We start from the raw sequence: 20,680 nt of genomic DNA, 5'->3' as shown, positions 1-20,680 counted from the left end.
GGCACCAGGGCCGGACCATCGTCAGACAGCCAGCCCGGTACGAGGGCCGGACCACCGTCAGACAGCGAGCCCAGCGCCTGGACCGGACCCTCATCCACAAGCGAGCCTCGTCGCCAGTGTCGGACCCCCGTTCAACGAAAGAGACCGACCTCAACCCCCCGGATACGTCCCCGGCAACAGAATGCGCCGATCCACGTTCTGCAACTGCGTGTGCCCGCAGAAGGCCATCGTGGTGTCCAGCTCCTTGTGGATGATCTGCAGCGCGCGCGTCACGCCCGCCTCGCCCATCGCGCCCAGGCCGTAGACCATCGAGCGGCCGATCATCGTGCCACGCGCGCCCAGGGCCCAGGCCTTGAGCACGTCCTGGCCGCTGCGGATGCCGCCGTCCATCCACACCTCCAGCCGATGGCCCACCGCGTCCACGATGGCCGGCAGGGCCGAGATGCTGCTGGGCGCGCCGTCGAGCTGGCGGCCGCCGTGGTTGCTCACCACGATGGCGTCGGCGCCGCTGTCGGCGGCCATGCGGGCGTCTTCCTCGACCATGATGCCCTTCAGGATCAGCTTCCCGCCCCACTGCCGCTTGACCCATTCGATGTCGGCCCACGACAGGCGCGGATCGAACTGCTCGTTGGTCCATGCGGCCAGCGAGCTCATGTCGCTCACGCCCTTCACGTGGCCCACCAGGTTACGGAAGGTGCGCCGTTCGGTGCGCGCCATGCCCAGCACCCAGCGCGGCTTGGTCGCCAGGTTGAGGATGTTCTTCAGCGTGGGCCGCGGCGGCGCCGTCAGGCCGTTCTTGATGTCCTTGTGGCGCTGGCCGATCACCTGCAGGTCCAGCGTCAGCACCAGCGCGCTGCACTTCGCGGCCTTGCAGCGGTCGATCATGCGGGCCATGGCATCGCGGTCGCGCATCATGTACAGCTGGAACCAGAAGGGCGCCGTGGTGTTCTGCGCGATGTCCTCGATGGAGCAGATGCTCATGGTCGAGAGCGTGAACGGAATGCCGAATTTTTCGGCCGCGCGCGCGGCATGGATCTCGCCGTCGGCATGCTGCATGCCGGTCAGGCCCACCGGCGCGATGGCCACCGGCATCTTCGTGGGTACGCCGACCATGGTGGTGGCGGTGCTGCGGTTCTCCAGGTTCACGGCCACGCGCTGGCGCAGCTTGATCTTGTGGAAGTCCTCTTCGTTGGCGCGGTAGGTGCCTTCGGTCCAGGCGCCGGAGTCGGCGTAGTCGTAGAACATGCGCGGCACGCGCTTCTGCGCCAGCACGCGCAGGTCTTCGATGTTGGTGATGACGGTCATGGGTGTTCCGGAAGGGGCGGCCACGGCGCGTCGCGGAGAGGCGCGCCGGGTTGGGCTTGATCAGTGGACCACGGTCAGGGTGAAGGGCCAGACGTACGCCTGCAGCGTCACATACAGCCCCACCAGCGCCGCGAGCGCGATCGAGTGGAAGAAAACGTAGCGCAGGATATCGCCTTCGTGATTGAACCAGCGCGTGGCGGTGGAGGCGACGACGATGGACTGCGCGTCGATCATCTTGCCCATCACGCCGCCCGAGCTGTTGGCCGCACCCATCAGGTTGGGCGACAGGCCCAACTGCTCGGCCGCCACCTTCTGCATGCCGCCGAAGAGCACGTTCGAGGCCGTGTCCGAACCCGTGAGCGCCACGCCGATCCAGCCCATCAGCGTGCCGAAGAAGGGATACAGCACGCCGGTGTTGGCGAAGGCCAGGCCCAGCGTGGTGTCGGTGCCCGAGAAGCGCGTGAGCGTGCCCAGCGCCAGCATCAGCACGATGGTCAGCAGCGAGTAGCGCACCATCCACAGCGTGCGGAAGAAGGTGCCGACGATGGCCACCGGGCTGTACTTCATCAGCAGGGCGCTGAGCACGGCCGCCAGCAGGATGCCGCTGCCGGTGGCCGACAGCAGGTTCAGCACATAGATGGCCGATTCCTTGTGCGGCGTGGTCACCACGGGCGGCATCTTGTCGATCATGTTGTGCAGGCCCGGCATCGGGAAGCTGGGCGCGAACAGGCCGTTGAGCCAGGTCTTGACCGCCGGCAGGCCCCAGACGAAGACGAACACCGACAGGATCAGCCACGGCATCCAGGCCCGCACCAGCGCGGCGCGGCTGTGCTGGCGCACCGGCTGCGGCGGCTTGGCCTCGGCGGCGCTGGGGTCGTTGCCGCGCATCGAGGGCGAGGTCCAGATGCGCTTGGGCTGCCACACCCGCAGGAAGGCCACCAGGCTCAGCATCGAGACGACGGCCGCGATGATGTCCACCAGCTCCGGCCCGATGAAGTTGGAGACCAGGAACTGCGGCACCGCGAAGCTCACGCCCGTCACCAGGATGGCGGGCCAGATCTCCATCATGGCCTTGCGGCCGGCGAAGGCCCAGATCAGCCAGAAGGGCACCAGCAGCGAGAAGAAGGGCAGTTGCCGGCCGATCATGGCCGTCACTTCCATCAGGTCGTAGCCGTGCACCTTGGCCAGCGTGATCACCGGCGTGCCCAGCGCGCCGAAGGCCACCGGCGCGGTGTTGGCGATGAGCGACAGCCCCGAGGCCGCCAGCGGCGAGAAGCCCAGCCCGATCAGGATGGCCGCCGTCACCGCCACCGGCGTGCCGAAGCCGGCCGCGCCCTCGAAGAAGGCGCCGAAGCAGAAGGCGATCAGCAGCAGCTGGATGCGCCGGTCCTCGGTGATGCCCGAGAGCGAATCCTGCAGCACCGCGAAGCTGCCGTTCTGCTCGGTCAGCTGGTGCAGGAAGATGATGTTGAGCACGATCCAGCCGATGGGCAGCAGGCCGGTGAAGCCGCCGAACAGCGCCGCGCGCCCGGCCAGGTCGGCCGGCATGCCATAGGCGAAGACGGCCACCAGCAGTGCCGCGACCAGCCCCATGCCGGCGGCGATGTGCGCCTTGATGTGGAAGAGGCCCAGTGCGGCCAGCATCACCACCACCGGGATCGCCGCGAGGGCGGTGGAGAGGAACATGTTGCCGAAGGGGTCGTAGATCTGCTGCCAGGGCATGGCGTGTGTCTCCTGCGTGTGTTGTTGTGGGCGCTGCAGGCCTGCGGCCCCCCGGGCTGCCAGCGTGCAACGGGACGGGACTTTAGAAGCGCGAGCCGGGGGCGGGCGTGAAATGGAGGCGGTCGGGGCGTGAATCTTTTTCACGCGCCGCCGGCCTGCTCAGTCCCGCATGGCCTGCCGGATCCACTCCACGAAGGCGGCGCATTCCCAGCGCTCCAGCGTGCCCGGCTTCCAGCAGAGGAAGTAGTCGTGCGGCGAGCGCACGCTGCGCCGTGACAGGCGCACCAGCCGGCCGCTGTCCAGCCAGCCCTGGCCCAGCCTGAGCCGCATCAGCGCCACGCCGAAGCCGGCGACGGCGGCGTCCAGCACCAGGCCCAGGTCGTTGAACTGGTTGCCCGAGGCCGGCTCGGGCAGGCCGATGCCGCAGGCCCGGAACCAGGTGCGCCAGGGCTCCAGCGGCGAGCGGATCAGGTGGGCGCGGCCGATCTCGGCCTCGGCGTCGAAGTCGCCGTCGAAGGGGCCGGCCTCGCGCAGGTAGTCGGGGCTGCAGACGGGGCAGACCTCGTCGGACAGCAGGTGCATCGACTCCCGGTGCGGAAAAGGGCCGACGCCGAAGCGCAGCTCGATGTCGGCCTCCTCCGCCGTCACGTTGTGGATCGGGATGGCCACCTGCAGCATCAGCTCGATGTCCGGGTAGGCATGGCGGAACAGCGCCAGCCGCGGCAGCAGCAGCTGGCGCGAGAAGGTGGGCGTGACGGCCACGCGCAGCCGCGTGGCGGCCGGGGCCGGCCGGGCGAGGCGCGGCGCGTCCTGCAGCGCGGCCATGGCCTCGCGCACCCGCAGCAGGTAGGCCGCGCCTTCGGGCGAGGGCAGGAACTCGCCGCGCGCGGCGAAGAGCTTCAGGCCCAGCTGCGTCTCCAGCTGGCGGATGCGGTGGCTCACGGCGCTGGGCGTGACCGACAGCTCGGCCGCCGCCTGGGTCACGCTGCGCAGGCGCGCCACGGCCTCGAAGGCCAGGAGGGACTGGATGGGGGGAATGCGGGCAGCGGTCATGGGGCAGACGTGGGGCCGAGGCGGGCCGCGAGGTGGTCGATCACGGCCCGGCATTTGGGCGGCAGGTGGCGGTCCGGCGGATAGAGCAGCCAGGCCTGGCCGGTGTAGGTGCCCAGGAATTCCCAGTCACCCAGCACCTGCTGCAACTCGCCCGCGGCCAGGGCGGCGCGGGCACTGAAGTCGGGCAGGCAGGCAATGCCCAGGCCACGGCGCGCCGCATCCAGCCGCGCGCCGCTGTGGTTGACGGCATAGCGGCCATGCACCGCCACCTCCACCTGCTCGTCGCCCCGGCGCAGGCGCCAGTGGTGGTCGCGCGGATGCTCGCCCAGCCAGAGGCAGCTGTGGCCGGGCAGTTCCTGCGGATGCGCGGGCAGGCCGGCCTCGGCCAGGTAGGTTGGCGCGGCGCACAGCAGGTGGCGCACCGGCATGAGTGGCCGGCCCGCCAGGCCCTCCGGCGGCTGGCGGGTGATGCGCACGACCAGGTCCACGTCCTCGCGCACCGGGTCGATGTCGCGGTCGTCGGCGATCAGGCGCAGTTCGAGGCCCGGCTGCGCCGCCAGCAGCTCCCGCATGAGCGGATGCAGCACCTGGTACGCGAAGGCCGTGGGCGCGGAGAGGCGCACCACGCCGGCCGGCCCCGCCGCGAAGCGCTCGCCCACCGCCAGCGTCGCCTGCGCGGCGGCCACCAGCTCGCGGCAACGGGCGAAGGCCTCGCGCCCGGCCTCGGTCAGCCGCTGCTGCCGCGTGGTGCGCGCCAGCAGGCGGGCGCCCAGCGCCGCCTCCAGCCGCGCCACCTGGCGGCTCACGGCCGAGGGCGTCATGCCCAGCACGTGGGCGGCGGCCGAGAAGCTGCCGTGCTCGGCGACGTGGGCGAAGGCCACCATCTCCGGCAGCAGGCTCAAGAGTGCATTGCTTCCCATGGGGAAGGGATTTTGTTCCGGCCGGCCGGCTGGTCGGCCGCGGGGTGGCGCCGAAGAATCGCCCGCATGCCGATCGCCCCACATTCCAACCCATCCGCGCCGAGTGCCGGAAGCGTCCCGAGGCTCGCCTGGCTGGCCTCGCCCGAACTCCTGCTGCTGGCCGTCGCCGCCATCTGGGGCGCCAGCTATGCGGCGGCCAAGCCGGCGCTGGCGCACATGCCGGTGGCGGCCTTCCTGGCGCTGCGCTTTGCGCTCACCTTCCTCGTGCTGCTGCCGGCGCTGCGGCCGCTGTGGCGCCCGGGCGGCGCGGCCGGCCTGGCGGTGGGACTGGTGCTGGGGCTCAACCTGCTGGCCATCTTCGTGTGCGAGACCGAAGGCCTGCTGCGCACGCCGGCCGGGCAGGCGGCCTTCCTGATCAGCCTGTGCGTGGCCTTCACGCCCTGGGTGGAATGGGCGCTGTCGGGCCGGCGGCCGGCGCTGCGGCTCTTCGGCGCCACGGCGGTGTGCGTGGCCGGCACGGCGCTGCTGGCGCTCGATCCGCAGGCGCCGGCCGGCCAGGCCACGGGCGCCGCCCTGCTGCTGGCGGCGGCGTTGCTGCGGGCGCTGATGGTCTGCCTGACGCGGCGCTGGTCCGTGCGGCACACGCTGCCGTCCCTGACGCTCACGGCCGTGCAGTGCGGCGTCGTGGCGGTCGGCGCGGCGCTGCTGGCCCTGCGGCCGGGCGGCGGAGGCGGGTCCGGCCTGCCGGCGTCGCCGGCCTTCTGGGGCGCCATGGCCTTCCTGGTGCTGGGCTGCACCGTCTTCGCCTTCTTCGCGCAGAACCATGCGGTGCGGCGCATGCCGCCCAGCCGGGCCGCGCTGCTGATGGGCAGCGAGCCGCTGTTCGGTGCCCTGATCGCCGTCGCGCTGCTCGGCGAGCGGCTGACGTGGACCGGATGGCTCGGTGGCCTGCTCATCGCCGGCGCCGCGGCCTGGGCCGGGCGGCCTGCGCGTTCGGCGCCTCAGCGCCCCCAGGCGCAGCCGCCGTCCACCACCAGCGTGGAGCCGACCACGTAGTCGCCCGCGCGCGAGGCCAGGTAGATGGCGGCGCCGGCCATGTCTTCCGGCGTGCCCACGCGGCCCAGCGGCACGCGGCCGGCCACCTCGTCGCCGTGGTCGCGCGCTTCCTTGTTCATGCTGGAGGCGAAAGGTCCGGGCGCGATGGCGCTGACGACGATGCGGTGCGGCGCCAGGTGCATCGCCATGCGCTTGGTCAGGTGGATCAGGCCCGCCTTGCTGGCGGCATAGGAGTACGTTTCCCACGGGTTGACGGTGATGCCGTCGATCGACGCGATGTGGATCACCTTCGCCAGGTGGTCGGTGGCCGCCTTCTTGAGCATGGGCGTCAGTGCCTGCGTCAGGAAGAAGGGCGACTTCATGTTGAGGTCCACCACCTTGTCCCAGCCGCTCTCGGGAAACTCTTCATACGGCGCGCCCCAGGCGGCGCCGGCGTTGTTGACCAGGATGTCCAGCGACTCCTCGTGCTTGGCATAGGCGGCGACCAGGGCCTGCACGCCCTCCATCGTCGACACGTCCGCCGGCAGCGAGACGCAATGGCCCAGCGCCGACAGTTCCTTCGCCGTCTGGTCGCAGGCATCGGCCTTGCGGGCCGAGATGTAGACCCGGGCGCCCTGCGCCAGATAGCCTTCGGCGATCATGCGGCCGATGCCGCGCGAGCCGCCGGTGATCAGGGCCGTGCGCCCCTTGAGCGAAAACAGGTTCGAGGTGTCCATGGTGCGTGTCTCCTTCTGAAGCACAGCTTAAAAGCCCATGCCGCGCGGGGCCGTCGCCAAGGCGCCAAACGCAACGGGATGCATCGAAGTGCAATTCCGACATCGGGACAATCCCGCAGCAGTTATGGTTGCGGCCCGGAACAAGAACAAGAGAACCGCCTCCACTGCCTATGCTCGACCGACGCTCCTTCGTTTCCTCCGGCGCCGCCGCCTTCGCCCTGGGCCTGCTCGGCCGGCCCGCCCTGGCCCAGAACGCCAAGGCCCTGCAACTGAGCCAGCCTCGGCCCTTCTCGTGGGACGCCCTGGTGGCCGATGCCCAGGCCCTGGCCGGCCGGCCCTATGCGCAGGAGAACCGCCTGCCGAAGGACGTGCTGGAGCGCATCGACTACGACGCCCACGGCAAGATCCGCTTCGACACCGACTACGCCCTGTTCAAGGACGGGCCGGGCGCCTTCCCCGTCACCTTCTTCCACTTGGGCCGCTTCTTCCAGGTGCCGGTGCACATGCACGTGCTGGAGAACGCGGGCGGCGACATCTTCGCGCGCGAGATCGTCTACGACAGCGCCTATTTCGACATGCCCGCCGACAGCCCGGCGAGGCAGCTGCCCGACGGCGCGGGCTTCGCCGGCTTCCGCTTTCAGGAAAGCCGCCTGGGCGACCAGGCCAAGCTGGACTGGCGCAAGAACGACTGGGTGGCCTTTCTGGGGGCGTCGTACTTCCGCGCCATCGGCGAGCTGTACCAGTACGGGCTGTCGGCCCGCGGCATCGCCCTGGACGTCGCCCTGCCCGACCGGCCGGAAGAGTTCCCCAACTTCACCCGCTTCTGGTTCGAGCCGCCCAAGGACGACACCACGGTCGTCGTCTACGCGCTGCTGGAGGGCCCCAGCGTCACCGGCGCCTTCCGTTTCGTCATGCAGCGCAAGGCGGCCGTGGTCATGGACATCGAGCAGCGCCTCTTCCTGCGCCGCGACGTGGGCCGGCTGGGCCTGGTGCCGCTGACCTCGATGTACTGGTATTCGGAGACCCTGGGCGCCCGCGGCATCGACTGGCGGCCCGAGGTGCACGATTCCGACGGCCTGGCGCTGTGGACCGGCGGCGGCGAGCGCATCTGGCGTCCGCTCAACAACCCGGCCGTCACGCGCGCCTCGCAGTTCAACGACCGCGCGCCCAAGGGCTTCGGCCTGCTGCAGCGCGACCGCGCCTTCGACCACTACCAGGACGGCGTGATGTACGACAAGCGCCCCAGCCTCTGGGTCGAACCGCTGGGCGACTGGGGCGAGGGCTCGGTGCAGCTGATCGAGATCCCGACCGACGACGAGATCCACGACAACATCGTCGCCTTCTGGGTGCCGGCCGCGCCGGCCGCCAAGGGCAGCAGCTACAACCTGCGCTACCGCCTGTACTGGCAGGCCGACGAGCCCTTCCCCGGCCCACTCGCCCGCTGCGTGGCCACGCGCATCGGGCGCGGCGGCCAGCCGGGTCAGCCGCGGCCCCAGGGCGTGCGCAAGTTCATGGTGGAGTTCATCGGCGGCACGCTCAAGGACATTCCCTTCGGCGTCAAGCCCGAGGCGGTGCTCAGCGCATCGAGCGGCAGCTTCTCGTACGTCTTCACCGAGGCCGTGCCCAACGGCGTGCCGGGCCACTGGCGCGCGCAGTTCGACTTCACGCCCGCGCCGGGCAACAACGAGCCGGTGGACATGCGGCTGTATCTGCGCAACGGTGGCGTGACGCTGACGGAGACCTGGCTGTATCAGCTGCAGCCGGGTTGAGCCCCAAGAGGCGGCGGGTGTCCGACGCCGCCGGCGCCATCAGCCCTTGCGGCCGAAATACGCCGCCGGCGTACGACCCAACTGCCGCTTGAACAGCGCGATGAAGGCGCTCACGCTGTCGTAGCCCAGTTCCAGCGCCACCGCCGTCACCGCGCGGCCCTCGGCCAGCCATTCGAGCGCGCGCAGCAGCCGCGCGCGCTGTACCCAGACGCTGAAGCTGAGGCTGGTTTCGGCCACGAAACGGCGGCTCAGTGTGCGGTCCGACAGGCCGGCCCAGGCGGCCCATTCCGGCAGCGTGCGCTGCTGTGCGGGCTCGGCCAGCAGCGCCTGGGCGATGCGCAGCAGGCGCGCGTCGCGCGGCATCGGCAGGCCCAGGGGCTGCGGATGCAGGCGCCGGATCTCGTCCACGATGACGGCGGCCAGCCGGTCCTGAGCGGCGTCCGGTGCGTCGCTGGCGCGCTCGGCGCAGCGCAGGGCGGCTTCCCACAGCAGCGGCGTCACGGCCACGGTGCAGGGGGCCGAAGGCAGCATTTCGCAGGCCGCGGGGGCGACGTACAGCGACCAGCCGGTAAAAGGGCCGTGCATGCGTGCCCAATGCACCTCGCGCGGCGGCAGCCACACCGCGTGGCGCGCCGGCACGACCCAGGTGCCGGCGGCGGTGCCCACGCTCAGCACGCCGCGGCCGCAGCCGATCAGCTGGCCGCGGGCATGGTGGTGGGCGGCAGTGTCGTGATCCGCGTCGGTGCCGGCGCGGCCGACCACCAGCGGGCCGCCGTCCTCGTCCTGCAGGGCCAGCCAGGGGCCGTCATGAAGCATGGCGTGATTGCGCGATCGAATGGCGCCGGCAGCTTAGCAGTGCGGGCTGGCGCTCCCTAGCATGGGCGCATGACGAACGATTTCTCCAGTCCCCCAGACGGCGGCGGTGCCGTCGACCTCGACCGGCTCTACGCGCCGCCCTCGCCGGCCATCCTGAAGGGCGTGCTGCCGGCGCTGACGCCCTTTCACATCGACTACCTGCGCGCCGCCACCTTCTTCTGCCTGGCCACCGGCGGCAGCGGTGGGCTGGACGCCTCGCCGCGCGGCGGCCCGCCGGGCTTCGTGCAGGCGCTGGATGCGCGCACCATCGCCTTCGCCGACTGGCCCGGCAACAACCGGCTGGCATCGCTGCGCAATCTGCAGGACGACGTGCGGGTGGCGCTGCTCTTTCTGTTTCCGGGGCTGGAGGTCTTCCTGCGCATCAACGGCCGGGCGCGGCTGTCGTGCACGCCGGACCTGCTGGCGCGGCTGGCGGAAGGTGGCAAGACCCCCAAGCTGGGCGTGGTGGTGCACATCGACGAAACGCTCTTCCACTGCGGCAAGGCCGTCAACCGCGCGCGGCTGTGGGCGCCCGAATCGCAGCTGGACCGCGCCGCGCTGCCGTCCATCGGCCGCATGAAGGCCGCGGTGCTGGGCCTGGACGAGGGGCAGGTGGCGCAGATGGACGCGCATTACACCCACGCCGTGCGCCACGACCTGTACTGAGCCGCCAGGCTCGGCAACGGACGTTGCCGGAGGAACAGCGGCCTGCGCGGCCGGTCAGCGGCGGGTCCAGCCGGCCGCGATGGCGCTCAGGGTCGGCGCGTCGGGTCGCAGCGCGGGTTGGGGCTGCAGGCAGCGCTCCGACCATGCCGCCACATCACCTGGCAGGGGACCGTCGGCCAGCGCGCTCAACTCTGACAGCAGCACACCGAAGGCGCGCACGTCCATGCGCCGGAGCGCATCGCCCATGGCGCCCGCCAGCGCGAAGGCTGCGGCGCCGAAGTCGCCGAGCAGCGCCGTGGCCTCGCCCGCTGAAGCGTCGGGCCGCCACAGCATGTTGTGGGCGTAGAGGTCGCCATGCACCAGGCCGCGGGCATGGAGGTGCGCCAGCGCGGATGCCACATCGGCGGCGATGCGCAGCGCCACGTCGGCGGGCATGCGCAACCCTTCGGCATAGACGTCGCGCGTGCAACTGTCGAAGCTCGGCGGGCCGGCCAGTGTGCGGTAGTGCGGCGCGATGCGGGCCATGACCAGGCCCTGCGCGCCCTCGGGATGCCCTTGCAGCCGCCCGAGCACCGGAATCAGGCGCGGATGGCTGCCCGCCGCCAGGCTGGCGGCCATTTCGGTCAACGGCCAGCCGTCGCTGGTGACCTCACCCTTGAAGCGCTTGATCGCCACCTCTTGCGCCGACGCGCCCTGGCCCAGCACGCCGGCATGGATGCGGCCCGAGGCACCCTCGCCCAGCAGTTCGCCCACCGTCAACGCCGACCATTCGATGGCACTCGCCGCCTGGCCCTCGCGCGCGTCGGCTTCGGCCGCCGCATTGAAGGCATTGCCGCCGATGGCCAGCCACGAAAGGGCAGGCAGATCCGCCAGCCATGCGGGCAGCGCCTCGAAGCGGTTGGCCGCGAGGCGCAGCAGTTCCAGCGCCTGGCATTGCTGCAGCGTGTCGGGCAGCGCCGCGAGCCGGTTGCCGGCCAGCATCAGCTTCTGCAGCCGCGGCCGTGCACCCAGCTCGGCCGGCAGTTCGGCAAGGTCGTTGTCGGTCAGGATCAGCCAGCGCAGCCGCGGCGGCAGCGACTCGGCCGGCACATGGGCGATGCGGTTGGCCTTGAAGCCCACCATCTCCAGCTGCGGGCAGGCGCCCAGGGCGGCCGGCAGTTCGGTGAAGCGGTTGGACGAGGCGAAGAAGACGCGCAGGCGGTGCAGCCGGTGCAGGTCGTCGGGCAGCGCGTCCAGGCGGTTGCCGGACAGGTCCAGCACCTCCAGCGTGTCGGCCAGGTCGAAGATCTCGCGCGGAAAGGTCTCGAGGTCGGCCGCGATGCGCAGGCGGCGCGCGGCCGCCAGTTCGCCGGCGCGCAGCCGTTGCAGGTCGTCGGTCATCGGGGCAGTTTAGGGGGATGGCGATGGCGTCGTAACGCCGAAGCGGGCTTCGCTCCCTCTCCCCTTGCGGGAGAGGGCTGGGGAGAGGGGAGGCCCACGACTGGGCGCCGCAGTGGCGCGCGCACCCCCTCTCCCCAACCCCTCTCCCGCGAGGGGAGAGGGGCTCGTCCGTGCCGTGCCTCAGGTCGGCGAGAGGGCTCGTCCGTGCCGCGCCTCAGGCCAGCCGGAAGCGGTAGACGCCGTCCTCGCCCAGCTCGCGCCGCAGCTGGCCTGCGAACCACAGGCAGTGCAGATGCGCGATGGTCTCGCCCAGGGCAAAGGTCATCTGGTGCAGGTCCAGTTCGCGCTTGAACAGGATGGGCAGCGCCTCGGCCGCGGTGTGCGGCTTCTGTGCGCAGGCGGCCTGCAGCTCGGCCAGGCGGTCGCGGTGGTGCTCCTGCAGCTGCTCGACGCGGCGGTGGATGCCGCGGAAGGGCTTGCCGTGCGAAGGCAGACCCAGCGTGTCGGCGGGCAGCGTGTTGAAGCGCTCGATGCTGTCGAGGAAGAGGCGCAGCGAATTGGCCTCGGGCTCGCCCGCGTGCACGCTGACGTTGGTGGAGATGCGCGGCAGCATCATGTCGCCGCCCAGCAGCACGCCGGTGTGGCGGCCGGCCTCGTCCTCCCAGGCCAGCGAGTCGCAGAACAGCGCGATGTGCTCCGGCGCATGGCCGTAGCCGACGATGCAGCGCCAGTCGTGGTCGCCGATGCGGATCACGTCGCCGTCCATCATGCGCACGAAGCGGTCGGGCACGGCGGGCACCATGTTGCGGTAGTAGCTGGTGCGGGCGCGCAGCTTGGCGAGCGCCTCGGGGTCGGTGAAGCCGTGCATGGCGAAGAAGGCGGCGGCGGCCTCGCCGCCGGCCAGCGTGTCGCCGGTGGTGCTGAGCACGCGGGCCACGTGGTAGTCGGTGGAGCTGATCCACAGCGGCGCATTCCAGCGCTCGCACAGCCAGTGCGCCAGGCCGATGTGGTCGGGGTGCATGTGGGTGACGATCACGCGCAGGATGGGCAGGCCCTGCAGCTCGGTCTCGAACACCTGCTCCCACTGCTGGCGCGCCTCGTCGCGGGCGATGCAGCAGTCCACCACGCTCCAGCCCTCGCGGCCGTCGATGCGGTCACGCAGCAGCCAGAGGTTGATGTGGTCCAGCGCGAAGGGCAGGCGCATGCGGATCCAGCGCACGCCGGGTGCCACCTCGATCGTCCGGCCGGGCTCGGGCAGCGTGTCGCCCAGGGGATAGTGGAGTTCGCGTTCGAGGAGGTTCATGCGGCATTGCCGGGTGCGGCCGGCTCGGCTAGGATTGACGTTTACGTCAACGGAAGAGTTGCGGTCATTGTAGGCAGCGCTGCCAGATGGTGCTGTCGCCGGTGCGCGACCCTTCGCGGCGCGCGGCGATCCCATCCCCTGCATGTCCAACCCCACCTACACCATCGGCGAGCTCGCCAAGGAATTCGACCTCACGACGCGGGCCATCCGCTTCTACGAGGACATGGGCCTGCTCACGCCCGAGCGCCAGGGCCGCAACCGCGTCTACACCGCGCGCGACCGGGCGCGGCTGCTGCTCACGCTGCGCGCCAAGCGCCTGGGCCTGAGCCTGACCGAGGCGCGCGACGTGCTGGACATGTACGACAGCCCGCGGGACACGGTGCCGCAGCTGGAAGCCTTCCTGCGCGTGCTGGGCGCCCACCGCGAGCGGCTGGAGGCGCAGCTCGCCGAGCTGCAGGCCAACCTCGCCGAGGTGCGCGCGCAGGAGGCCGCCAGCCGGTCTGCCCTCACGCGGGCCCGCAAGGCGGCCGCCAAGGCCCTGGCGCAGGCCGATTCCTGAAGCACTGACACAATCCCGCGCCATGACCGACCCGATCCAAGAACTGTTTGCCCACAACCGTGCCTGGTCCGCCCAGATGGAGCGCGACCGCCCCGGCTTCTTCACCAGCCTGGTGAAGCAGCAGACGCCCAAGTTCATGTGGATCGGCTGCTCCGACAGCCGCGTGCCCGCGAACCAGATCACCGGCCTGGAGCCGGGCGAGGTGTTCGTGCACCGCAACGTGGCCAATGTGGTGGTGCATTCCGACCTCAACGCGCTGTCCACCATCCAGTTCGCGGTCGACCTGCTCAAGGTCGAGCACATCATGGTGGTGGGCCACTACGGCTGCGCCGGCGTCAAGGCCGCCATGAAGGGCACCCGCGTGGGCCTGGCCGACAACTGGATCCGCCACATCCAGGACGTGCGCGACCGTCACCACGTCATGCTGGAGAGCCTGCCCGAGGCCGTGCGCGACGACGCGCTGTGCGAACTCAATGTGGCCGAGCAGGTGGTCAACGTGGCGGTGAGCACCGTCATGGTCGACGCCTGGAGCCGCGGCCAGAAGGTCACCATCCACGGCTGGGCCTTCGGCGTGCACGACGGCCTGCTGCAGGACCTGGGCATCAGCGTCGATGGCGCCAGGCCGCTCGACGGCATCTACAAGGCCGCCGTGCAGCGCATCCGTGCCAAGTGGAGCGCGCCTGCCGCCGCCACGCCGCAGCCGCGCGCGCAGGCGGTGCTGCAGGACAAGTGAGCCCGCACGGGCGAGCGACGGAGCCGGCATGTTTCCCCCTCAGCGCCTGGATTCGCCGCTCGCCCACGACATCGCCAAGGCGCTGATCGACGGCTTCAACCGGCACTACCGGCTGTTTCGCGCCGAATCGGCCCGCGCCAAGCACCGCTTCGAGACCGCCGACTGGGCCGGCCAGCAGCGCGCCCAGCGCGAGCGCATCGAGTTCTATGCCCTGCGGGTGGCCGAAGCCGTCGCCCGGCTGGAGAAGGAGTTCGGCGCCGGCACCCAGCCCATGGACGTGTGGCAGCAGGTCAAGCTGCACTACATCGGCCTGCTGGTGGACCACCACCAGCCCGAGCTGGCCGAGAGCTTCTTCAACTCGGTCACCATCAAGATCCTGCACCGGGCCTACTTCCAGAACGACTTTATCTTCGTGCGGCCGGCCATCAGCACCGAGTACATCGAGCCGCAAGGCGCGCCCACCTACCGCGCCTACTACCCGCGGGACGGCTCGCTGGCGGGCAGCGTGATGCAGCTGGTGAACGACTTCGGCCTGGTGGTGCCCTTCGCCGACCTGGCGGGCGACGCGCAGCAGGTGGCGCAGGCCGTGCTGGGTGCGCTGGGGCCGGTGCGGCTGCGCGCCAACTTCCAGCTGCAGGTGCTGTCGGGCCTGTTCTTCCGCAACAAGGGCGCCTACGTGGTGGGCCGCGTGCTCAACGGCTTCACCGAGCTGCCCTTCGCCCTGCCCATCCTGCATGACGCGAACGGGCGCCTGGTGATCGACGCGGCCCTCTTCGGCGAGGACGAGCTGCAGATGCTGTTCTCCTTCGCGCGGGCCTACTTCATGGTGGACATGGAGGTGCCCAGCGCCTGGGTGCGCTTCCTGCGCGCGCTCATGCCGCACAAGCCGCGTGCCGAGATCTACAGCGCGCTCGGCCTGGGCAAGCAGGGCAAGACGCTGTTCTACCGCGACTTCCTCTCGCACCTTGCCTACAGCAGCGACCGCTTCCGCATCGCGCCGGGCATTCCGGGCATGGTGATGCTGGTGTTCGACCTGCCGTCCTTTCCCTACGTCTTCAAGGTCATCAAGGACTTCTACCCGCCACCCAAGGACACCACCCGCGAGCAGGTGCAGCGCAAGTACCAGCTGGTCAAGCAGCACGACCGCGTGGGCCGCATGGCCGACACGCTGGAGTACAGCGAGGTCGGCTTTCCGCTGGACCGCTTCGAGCCTGCGCTGGTCGAGGAACTGCAGCGTTTCGCGCCCAGCCAGGTCGAGATCGGCGACCGCGACGGCAACGGCGAGATGGAGCTGGTCATCAGGCACGTCTACATCGAGCGCCGCATGATCCCGCTGAACATCCTGCTGGCCGAATGCCTGGAGCAGATCGCCCAGCCCGAGTCGCCGGCGGCGGCCGAGCGGGCTCAGCAGCAGCTGACCCAGGCGGTGGTCGAGTACGGCCATGCCATCAAGGACATGGTGGCCGCCAACATCTTCCCCGGCGACATGCTGTGGAAGAACTTCGGCCTCACGCGCGGCGGCAAGGTGGTGTTCTACGACTACGACGAGATCGAGTACCTCACCGACTGCCAGTTCCGCCGCGTGCCGCCGCCGCGCTGCGAAGAGGACGAGCTGAGCGGTGAACCCTGGTACAGCGTGGGCCCGCGCGACGTCTTCCCCGAGACCTTCGAGCCCTTCCTGCTGGCCAACGACCACGTGCGCGCGGCCTTCATGGCGCACCATGCCGACCTGCTCGACGCCGCCTTCTGGCAGCGCCACAAGGAACGCATCCTGGCCGGCCAGATGCCGGACGTGTTTCCCTACGACGAGCGGCGGCGCTTCGTGCGCGCAGCCGCGGATCCGGTGCCGGATGCACCGCCTTTGCTGCTTGCGACCCATGCGGCCACGTTGTCCTGATTCCGCGGTCGCGCCCGAGCGCACGCCCCCTCTCCCCAACCCCTCTCCCGCCAGGGGAGAGGGGCTCGACCCTTGCCTTTCAACCTGCACAAGGAGACTCCCGCCATGTCCGAAGCCATCGTCATCCTCGGCGCCGCCCGCACGCCCATGGGCGCCTTCCAGGGCGATTTCGCCTCGCTCGCCGCGCACGACCTGGGCGGTGTTGCCATCAAGGCGGCCGTCGAGCGCGCCGGCATCGCGCCCGACACCGTCGGCGAGGTGCTGTTCGGCAACTGCCTGATGGCCGGCCAGGGCCAGGCGCCGGCGCGCCAGGCGGCCTACAAGGGCGGCCTGCCCGACAGCGCCGGCGCCGTCACGCTCAGCAAGATGTGCGGCTCGGCCATGAAGGCCGCCATGCTGGCGCACGACCTGCTGCGGGCCGGCACGCACGACGTGATGGTGGCCGGCGGCATGGAGAGCATGACCAACGCGCCCTACCTCATGCTCAAGGGCCGCGGCGGCTACCGCATGGGCCACGACCGCATCTTCGACCACATGATGCTCGACGGCCTGGAGGACGCCTACCAGCCCGGCCGCAGCATGGGCACCTTCGGCGAGGACTGCGCCGCCAAGTACCACTTCACCCGCGAGCAGCAGGACGCCTTCGCCATCGAGAGCGTGACGCGCGCCCAGCATGCGAGCCGCGACGGCCTCTTCCAGGCCGAGATCGCGCCCGTGACCGTCAAGGGCCGCGGCGGCGAGACGGTGGTCGCGCTGGACGAAGGCCCGGGCAAGGTCAAGCTGGACAAGATCCCCACGCTCAAACCCGCCTTCAAGAAGGAGGGCGGCACCATCACCGCCGCCTCCAGCTCGTCCATCAACGACGGCGCCGCGGCGCTGGTGATGAGCACCGAGGCGCACGCCAGGAAGATCGGCGCCAAGCCCATCGCCCGCCTGGTGGGCCATGCCACGCATGCGCAGCAGCCCGAGTGGTTCTCCACCGCGCCCGTGGGCGCCGTGCAGAAGCTCTTCGCCAAGACCGGCTGGTCGGTGAAGGACGTGGACCTGTGGGAGGTCAACGAGGCCTTCGCCGTGGTGCCCATGGCGCTGATGCACGAGCTGGGCGTGCCGCATGGCATCGTCAACGTGCACGGCGGCGCCTGTGCGCTGGGCCATCCCATCGGCGCCAGCGGCGCGCGCATCATGGTCACGCTCATCCATGCGCTGCAGCAGCGCGGCCTGAAGCGCGGCGTGGCGACGCTGTGCATCGGCGGCGGCGAAGGCACGGCCGTGGCCCTGGAGTTGGTGTAGCACCCCCCAAGCCGCTTCGCGGCTCCCCCCTCCCTGGCGCCTGCGGCTTGGAGGGGGGCGCACCCGGAGGCCTGGCAAAGCCAGTTCCTCGGGTGCCCTGACATGGCCTGCTCCGCGGCCGCTCGATGTGAGCCGACGACTGCTCGTTCTACGTTTTTCTTTGATCGAATCCCTGTGACTTCTTCCTCTTCCTTCAAGCTCCGCCCCCTCTTCGCCGGCCTGCTGGCCGCTTCCTTCCTGGCCACCGCGCCGGCCCATGCCCGCGACGAGGCGCTGCTCCAGGCCGCGAGCGCCGAGCAGCCGGCGGTGGTCAAGACTCTGGAGCAGCTCGTCAACATCGAGACCGGCACCGGCAATGCGGACGGCATGGCCGTGGCCGGCGCCTACCTGGAAGATCGGCTCAAGGCCCTGGGCTTCACCGTCACGCGCAGCGCGGCGGCCGGGCCGGTGGTGGGCGACAACATCGTCGGCCGGCTGCAGGGCAAGGGCGGCAAGCGCCTGCTGCTCATCTCGCACATGGACACGGTGTATCCCAAGGGCACGCTGGCCAAGTCGCCCTTCAAGATCGAGGGCGACAAGGCCTACGGCCCGGGCATCGCCGACGACAAGGGCGGCAACGCCGTCATCCTGCATGCGCTGCAGCTGCTCAAGGCGCGCGGCTTCCAGGACTTCGGCAGCATCACGGTGCTGTTCAACACCGACGAAGAGAAGGGCTCCTTCGGCTCGCGCGACCTGATCCAGCAGGAGGCGGCCAAGGCCGACTACGTGCTGTCCTTCGAGCCCTCGTCGGCCATCAAGGAAGGCTTCACGCTGGGCACCTCGGGCATCGCCTACGTGCAGGTCAACATCAAGGGCAAGGCCTCGCATGCGGGCGCCGCGCCCGAGCTGGGTATCAATGCGCTGGTGGAGGCGTCCGACCTGGTGCTGCGCACCATGGACATCGACGACAAGGCCCGCGGCCTGCGCTTCAACTGGACCATCGCCAAGGCCGGCGCCGTGTCCAACATCATTCCCGACAGCGCCACGCTCAATGCCGACGTGCGCTATGCCCGCAACGAGGACTTCGAGGCGGCCATGAAGGAACTGGAAGCCCGCGCGCAGAAGAAGAAGCTGCCCAATGCCGAGGTGCAGGTGCTGGTCACCCGCGGCCGCCCGGCCTTCAATGCCGGCGAGGCGGGCCGGGTGCTGATCGACAAGGCCGTGGGCTACTACGGCGAGGCCGGCGGCAGCCTCGTGATCGAGGAACGCTCCGGCGGCGGCACCGATGCGGCCTATGCCGCGCTGGCCGGCAAGCCCGTGATCGAGAGCCTGGGGTTGCCCGGCTTCAACTACCACAGCGACAAGGCCGAGTACGTGCAGATCGACGCGATCCCGCGCCGGCTGTACATGGCCAGCCGCCTGATCATGGACCTGGGTGCCGGCCGCTGAAACGGACGCCGCCATGATCCAGACCCTCGACCAACTGCGCGCCCTCTACGCCGCCCCCGGCGAGCGCGCGCTGCGCAAGCAGCTCGATCACCTCGACGTGCACGGCCGGCGCTTCGTCGCCTTGTCGCCCTTCTGCGTGGTGGCCAGCGGCGGCGTGCATGGCGCACTGCTCGATGCGTCGCCGCGCGGCGGCGCGCCAGGCTTCGTCAAGGCGAGCGAGGACGGCCGCACGCTGCTGCTGCCGGACTCGGGCGGCAACAACCGGCTCGACACCTTCGAGAACCTGCTGGCCGATCCGCGCATCGCGCTGATCTTCCTGGTGCCCGGCGTGGACGAGACGCTGCGGGTCAACGGCCGCGCGCGCCTGCGCGACGAGCCCGAGTTCACCGGCCAGTTCGACACCGAGCGCCAGCGGCCCAGGCTGGTGGTCGAGGTGCAGGTGCACGAGGCCTACCTGCACTGCCCCAAGGCCTTCATGCGCTCGCAGCTGTGGGATGCCGCCACCTGGGGCCCGCGCTCGGCCCTGCCCACGCTCAACCAGATGATCCACGACCAGATGGGCACCGCCGCCCCGGCGGAATCGCAGGACCAGATGCTGGCCCGCTACCGCACCCAGCTGGACGAGGAAGCCCGTCCCGGCGCCTGAGCCCGCGCTGCCCGCACCGAAGAACAAGACCCGACAAGGAGACATCCCATGCTGCTCACCCCCGACCAGGAAGCCATCCGCGACGCGGTGCGCGACTTCGCCCAGGCCGAGCTCTGGCCCCATGCCGCGCAATGGGACCGCGACCACCACTTCCCCCGGGACGCGCACCAGGGCCTGGCCCGGCTGGGCGCCTACGGCATCTGCGTGCCCGAGGAGGAGGGCGGCGCCGGTCTGGACTACCTCACCCTCGCACTGGTGCTGGAGGAGATCGCGGCCGGCGACGGCGGCACCAGCACGGCCATCAGCGTGACCAACTGCCCGGTCAACGCCATCCTGATGCGCTATGGCAATGCGCAGCAGAAGAAGCAGTGGCTCCAGCCGCTGGCACAGGGGCAGATGCTGGGCGCCTTCTGCCTGACCGAGCCGCAGGCGGGCAGCGATGCGTCGTCCCTGCGCACCACGGCGCGCAAGGATGCCGACGGCTGGGTGATCGACGGGACCAAGCAGTTCATCACCAGCGGCAGGAACGGCCAGGTGGCCATCGTCATCGCCATGACCGACAAAGCCGCCGGCAAGAAGGGCATGAGCGCCTTCCTGGTGCCCACCGACACGCCCGGCTACACCGTGGCCCGGCTGGAGGACAAGCTGGGCCAGCACAGCAGCGACACCGCGCTGATCCAGTTCGACGCCTGCCGCATTCCGGCCGACAACCTCATCGGCCAGGAAGGCGAGGGCTACAGGATCGCCCTGGGCGCGCTCGAGGGCGGGCGCATCGGCATCGCCGCGCAGAGCGTGGGCATGGCCCGCAGCGCCTTCGACTTCGCGCTGCAGTACGCCAAGGACCGCACGGCCTTCGGCGGCCCCATCTTCGACCAGCAGGCCGTGGGCTTCCGCCTGGCGGACTGCGCGACGCAGCTGGAGGCGGCGCGCCAGCTCATCTGGCATGCCGCCAGCCTGCGCGACGCCGGCCGGCCCTGCCTCAAGGAAGCTGCCATGGCCAAGCTCTTCGCCAGCGAGATGGCCGAGCGCGTGTGCAGCGCCGCCATCCAGACGCTGGGCGGCTACGGCTACGTGAAGGACTTCCCGCTGGAGCGCATCTACCGCGACGTGCGCGTGTGCCAGATCTACGAAGGCACCTCGGACATCCAGAAGCTGCTGATCCAGCGCGCACTGGCCTGACCCCGCCGCCCCCTGCGCATGCCCGAACCCCACCTTCCCTGTCCCTGCGGCCGCAAGCTGCGCGGCAAGCTCCTTGCCCATGCGGACTGCTGCGGCCGCTTCCTCACCGATGCGCAGACGCCGGCCGACGTGCGGGCTGCCCGCGTGCCCGATGCCGAGACGCTCATGCGGTCGCGCTACACCGCCTTCGGCCTGGGCGACGA

The 20,680-nt window shown here is 70.6% G+C and carries 18 protein-coding genes and 1 pseudogene; 11 read left to right on the top strand and 8 right to left on the bottom strand.

Features of this window, described 5'->3' with window-relative positions:
* Positions 1-150 precede the first annotated feature (150 nt).
* The 4 genes from NS331_RS17380 to NS331_RS17365 all read right to left on the bottom strand — a co-directional run bounded on the left by NS331_RS17380 (position 151) and on the right by NS331_RS17365 (position 4,982).
* Positions 151-1,305 carry an alpha-hydroxy acid oxidase gene (locus NS331_RS17380; protein WP_058643224.1) on the bottom strand — a complete coding sequence of 385 codons (1,155 nt, stop codon included), beginning with the start codon at positions 1,303-1,305 and terminating at the stop codon, positions 151-153.
* Between the two features lie 60 nt (positions 1,306-1,365).
* Positions 1,366-3,027 carry an L-lactate permease gene (locus NS331_RS17375; RefSeq protein ID WP_058643223.1) on the bottom strand — a complete coding sequence of 554 codons (1,662 nt, stop codon included), beginning with the start codon at positions 3,025-3,027 and terminating at the stop codon, positions 1,366-1,368.
* Between the two features lie 159 nt (positions 3,028-3,186).
* Positions 3,187-4,080: a LysR substrate-binding domain-containing protein gene (locus NS331_RS17370; protein WP_058643222.1), complete on the bottom strand. Its 894-nt coding sequence runs from the start codon at positions 4,078-4,080 to the stop codon at positions 3,187-3,189.
* Positions 4,077-4,982 (bottom strand): LysR family transcriptional regulator, encoded by a 906-nt coding sequence (locus tag NS331_RS17365; RefSeq protein ID WP_345940357.1) that lies wholly within the window; start codon positions 4,980-4,982, stop codon positions 4,077-4,079. Before NS331_RS17365 ends, NS331_RS17370 begins: the two co-directional genes overlap by 4 nt.
* A gap of 84 nt (positions 4,983-5,066) precedes the next feature.
* Here NS331_RS17365 and NS331_RS17360 point away from each other — a divergent pair, with 84 nt between their 5' ends.
* The gene (locus tag NS331_RS17360; protein ID WP_058643220.1) at positions 5,067-6,056 is read left to right on the top strand and encodes a DMT family transporter; all 990 of its coding nucleotides are present in this window, start codon (positions 5,067-5,069) and stop codon (positions 6,054-6,056) included.
* On the opposite strand, the gene NS331_RS17355 is transcribed toward NS331_RS17360, so the two are convergent.
* A complete protein-coding gene (locus tag NS331_RS17355; protein WP_058643219.1) occupies positions 6,002-6,772 on the bottom strand; it encodes an SDR family oxidoreductase in 771 nt (256 codons plus the stop codon). The two genes, NS331_RS17360 and NS331_RS17355, sit on opposite strands and share 55 nt — an antisense overlap.
* A 170-nt stretch (positions 6,773-6,942) precedes the next feature.
* Between NS331_RS17355 and NS331_RS17350 the strand changes: the two genes are divergently transcribed.
* Positions 6,943-8,541 carry an OpgD/OpgG family glucan biosynthesis protein gene (locus NS331_RS17350; protein WP_058643218.1) on the top strand — a complete coding sequence of 533 codons (1,599 nt, stop codon included), beginning with the start codon at positions 6,943-6,945 and terminating at the stop codon, positions 8,539-8,541.
* A gap of 39 nt (positions 8,542-8,580) precedes the next feature.
* Here the strand turns inward: NS331_RS17350 and NS331_RS17345 are convergent, their stop codons facing one another.
* A complete protein-coding gene (locus NS331_RS17345) occupies positions 8,581-9,357 on the bottom strand; it encodes an AraC family transcriptional regulator (RefSeq protein ID WP_058643217.1) in 777 nt (258 codons plus the stop codon).
* A gap of 69 nt (positions 9,358-9,426) precedes the next feature.
* On the opposite strand from NS331_RS17345, the gene NS331_RS17340 reads away from it, so the two are divergent.
* On the top strand, positions 9,427-10,062 hold the full coding sequence (locus NS331_RS17340) for an MSMEG_1061 family FMN-dependent PPOX-type flavoprotein (protein WP_058643216.1): 636 nt from the start codon (positions 9,427-9,429) through the stop codon (positions 10,060-10,062).
* 54 nt (positions 10,063-10,116) lie between these two features.
* Here the strand turns inward: NS331_RS17340 and NS331_RS17335 are convergent, their stop codons facing one another.
* Positions 10,117-11,442, bottom strand: coding sequence for a leucine-rich repeat-containing protein kinase family protein (locus NS331_RS17335; RefSeq protein ID WP_058643215.1), 1,326 nt, complete (start codon positions 11,440-11,442; stop codon positions 10,117-10,119).
* Positions 11,443-11,656: 214 nt separating this feature from the next.
* Positions 11,657-12,745, bottom strand: coding sequence for an MBL fold metallo-hydrolase (locus NS331_RS17330; RefSeq protein ID WP_058643214.1), 1,089 nt, complete (start codon positions 12,743-12,745; stop codon positions 11,657-11,659).
* A gap of 142 nt (positions 12,746-12,887) precedes the next feature.
* On the opposite strand from NS331_RS17330, the gene NS331_RS17325 reads away from it, so the two are divergent.
* The 8 genes and pseudogenes from NS331_RS17325 to NS331_RS26230 all read left to right on the top strand — a co-directional run.
* On the top strand, positions 12,888-13,304 hold the full coding sequence (locus NS331_RS17325) for a MerR family transcriptional regulator (protein ID WP_058643213.1): 417 nt from the start codon (positions 12,888-12,890) through the stop codon (positions 13,302-13,304).
* 22 nt (positions 13,305-13,326) lie between these two features.
* Positions 13,327-14,037, top strand: a complete 711-nt coding sequence (can, locus tag NS331_RS17320; protein WP_058643212.1) for a carbonate dehydratase — start codon at positions 13,327-13,329, stop codon at positions 14,035-14,037.
* A gap of 28 nt (positions 14,038-14,065) precedes the next feature.
* Positions 14,066-15,934, top strand: coding sequence for a bifunctional isocitrate dehydrogenase kinase/phosphatase (gene aceK / locus NS331_RS17315; protein WP_058643211.1), 1,869 nt, complete (start codon positions 14,066-14,068; stop codon positions 15,932-15,934).
* Between the two features lie 105 nt (positions 15,935-16,039).
* Positions 16,040-17,224, top strand: coding sequence for an acetyl-CoA C-acyltransferase (locus tag NS331_RS17310; RefSeq protein ID WP_058643210.1), 1,185 nt, complete (start codon positions 16,040-16,042; stop codon positions 17,222-17,224).
* A gap of 174 nt (positions 17,225-17,398) precedes the next feature.
* Positions 17,399-18,652, top strand: coding sequence for a glutamate carboxypeptidase (locus NS331_RS17305; protein WP_058643209.1), 1,254 nt, complete (start codon positions 17,399-17,401; stop codon positions 18,650-18,652).
* 13 nt (positions 18,653-18,665) lie between these two features.
* Entirely contained in the window at positions 18,666-19,298 is a 633-nt protein-coding gene (locus tag NS331_RS17300; RefSeq protein WP_058643225.1) for a pyridoxamine 5'-phosphate oxidase family protein, read from the top strand.
* 48 nt (positions 19,299-19,346) lie between these two features.
* Complete coding sequence (locus NS331_RS17295; protein ID WP_058643208.1) at positions 19,347-20,477, top strand: acyl-CoA dehydrogenase family protein; 1,131 nt, start codon at positions 19,347-19,349, stop codon at positions 20,475-20,477.
* Positions 20,478-20,495: 18 nt separating this feature from the next.
* A pseudogene (locus NS331_RS26230) lies at positions 20,496-20,680 on the top strand (hypothetical protein); the annotation flags it as partial.

It is taken from the genome of Pseudacidovorax intermedius, assembly GCF_001476815.1.
Classification (GTDB): domain Bacteria; phylum Pseudomonadota; class Gammaproteobacteria; order Burkholderiales; family Burkholderiaceae_C; genus Xenophilus; species Xenophilus intermedius_A.
Note: the sequence above shows the minus strand (reverse complement) of the source record. Positions and strands in the feature narration are given on the sequence as shown.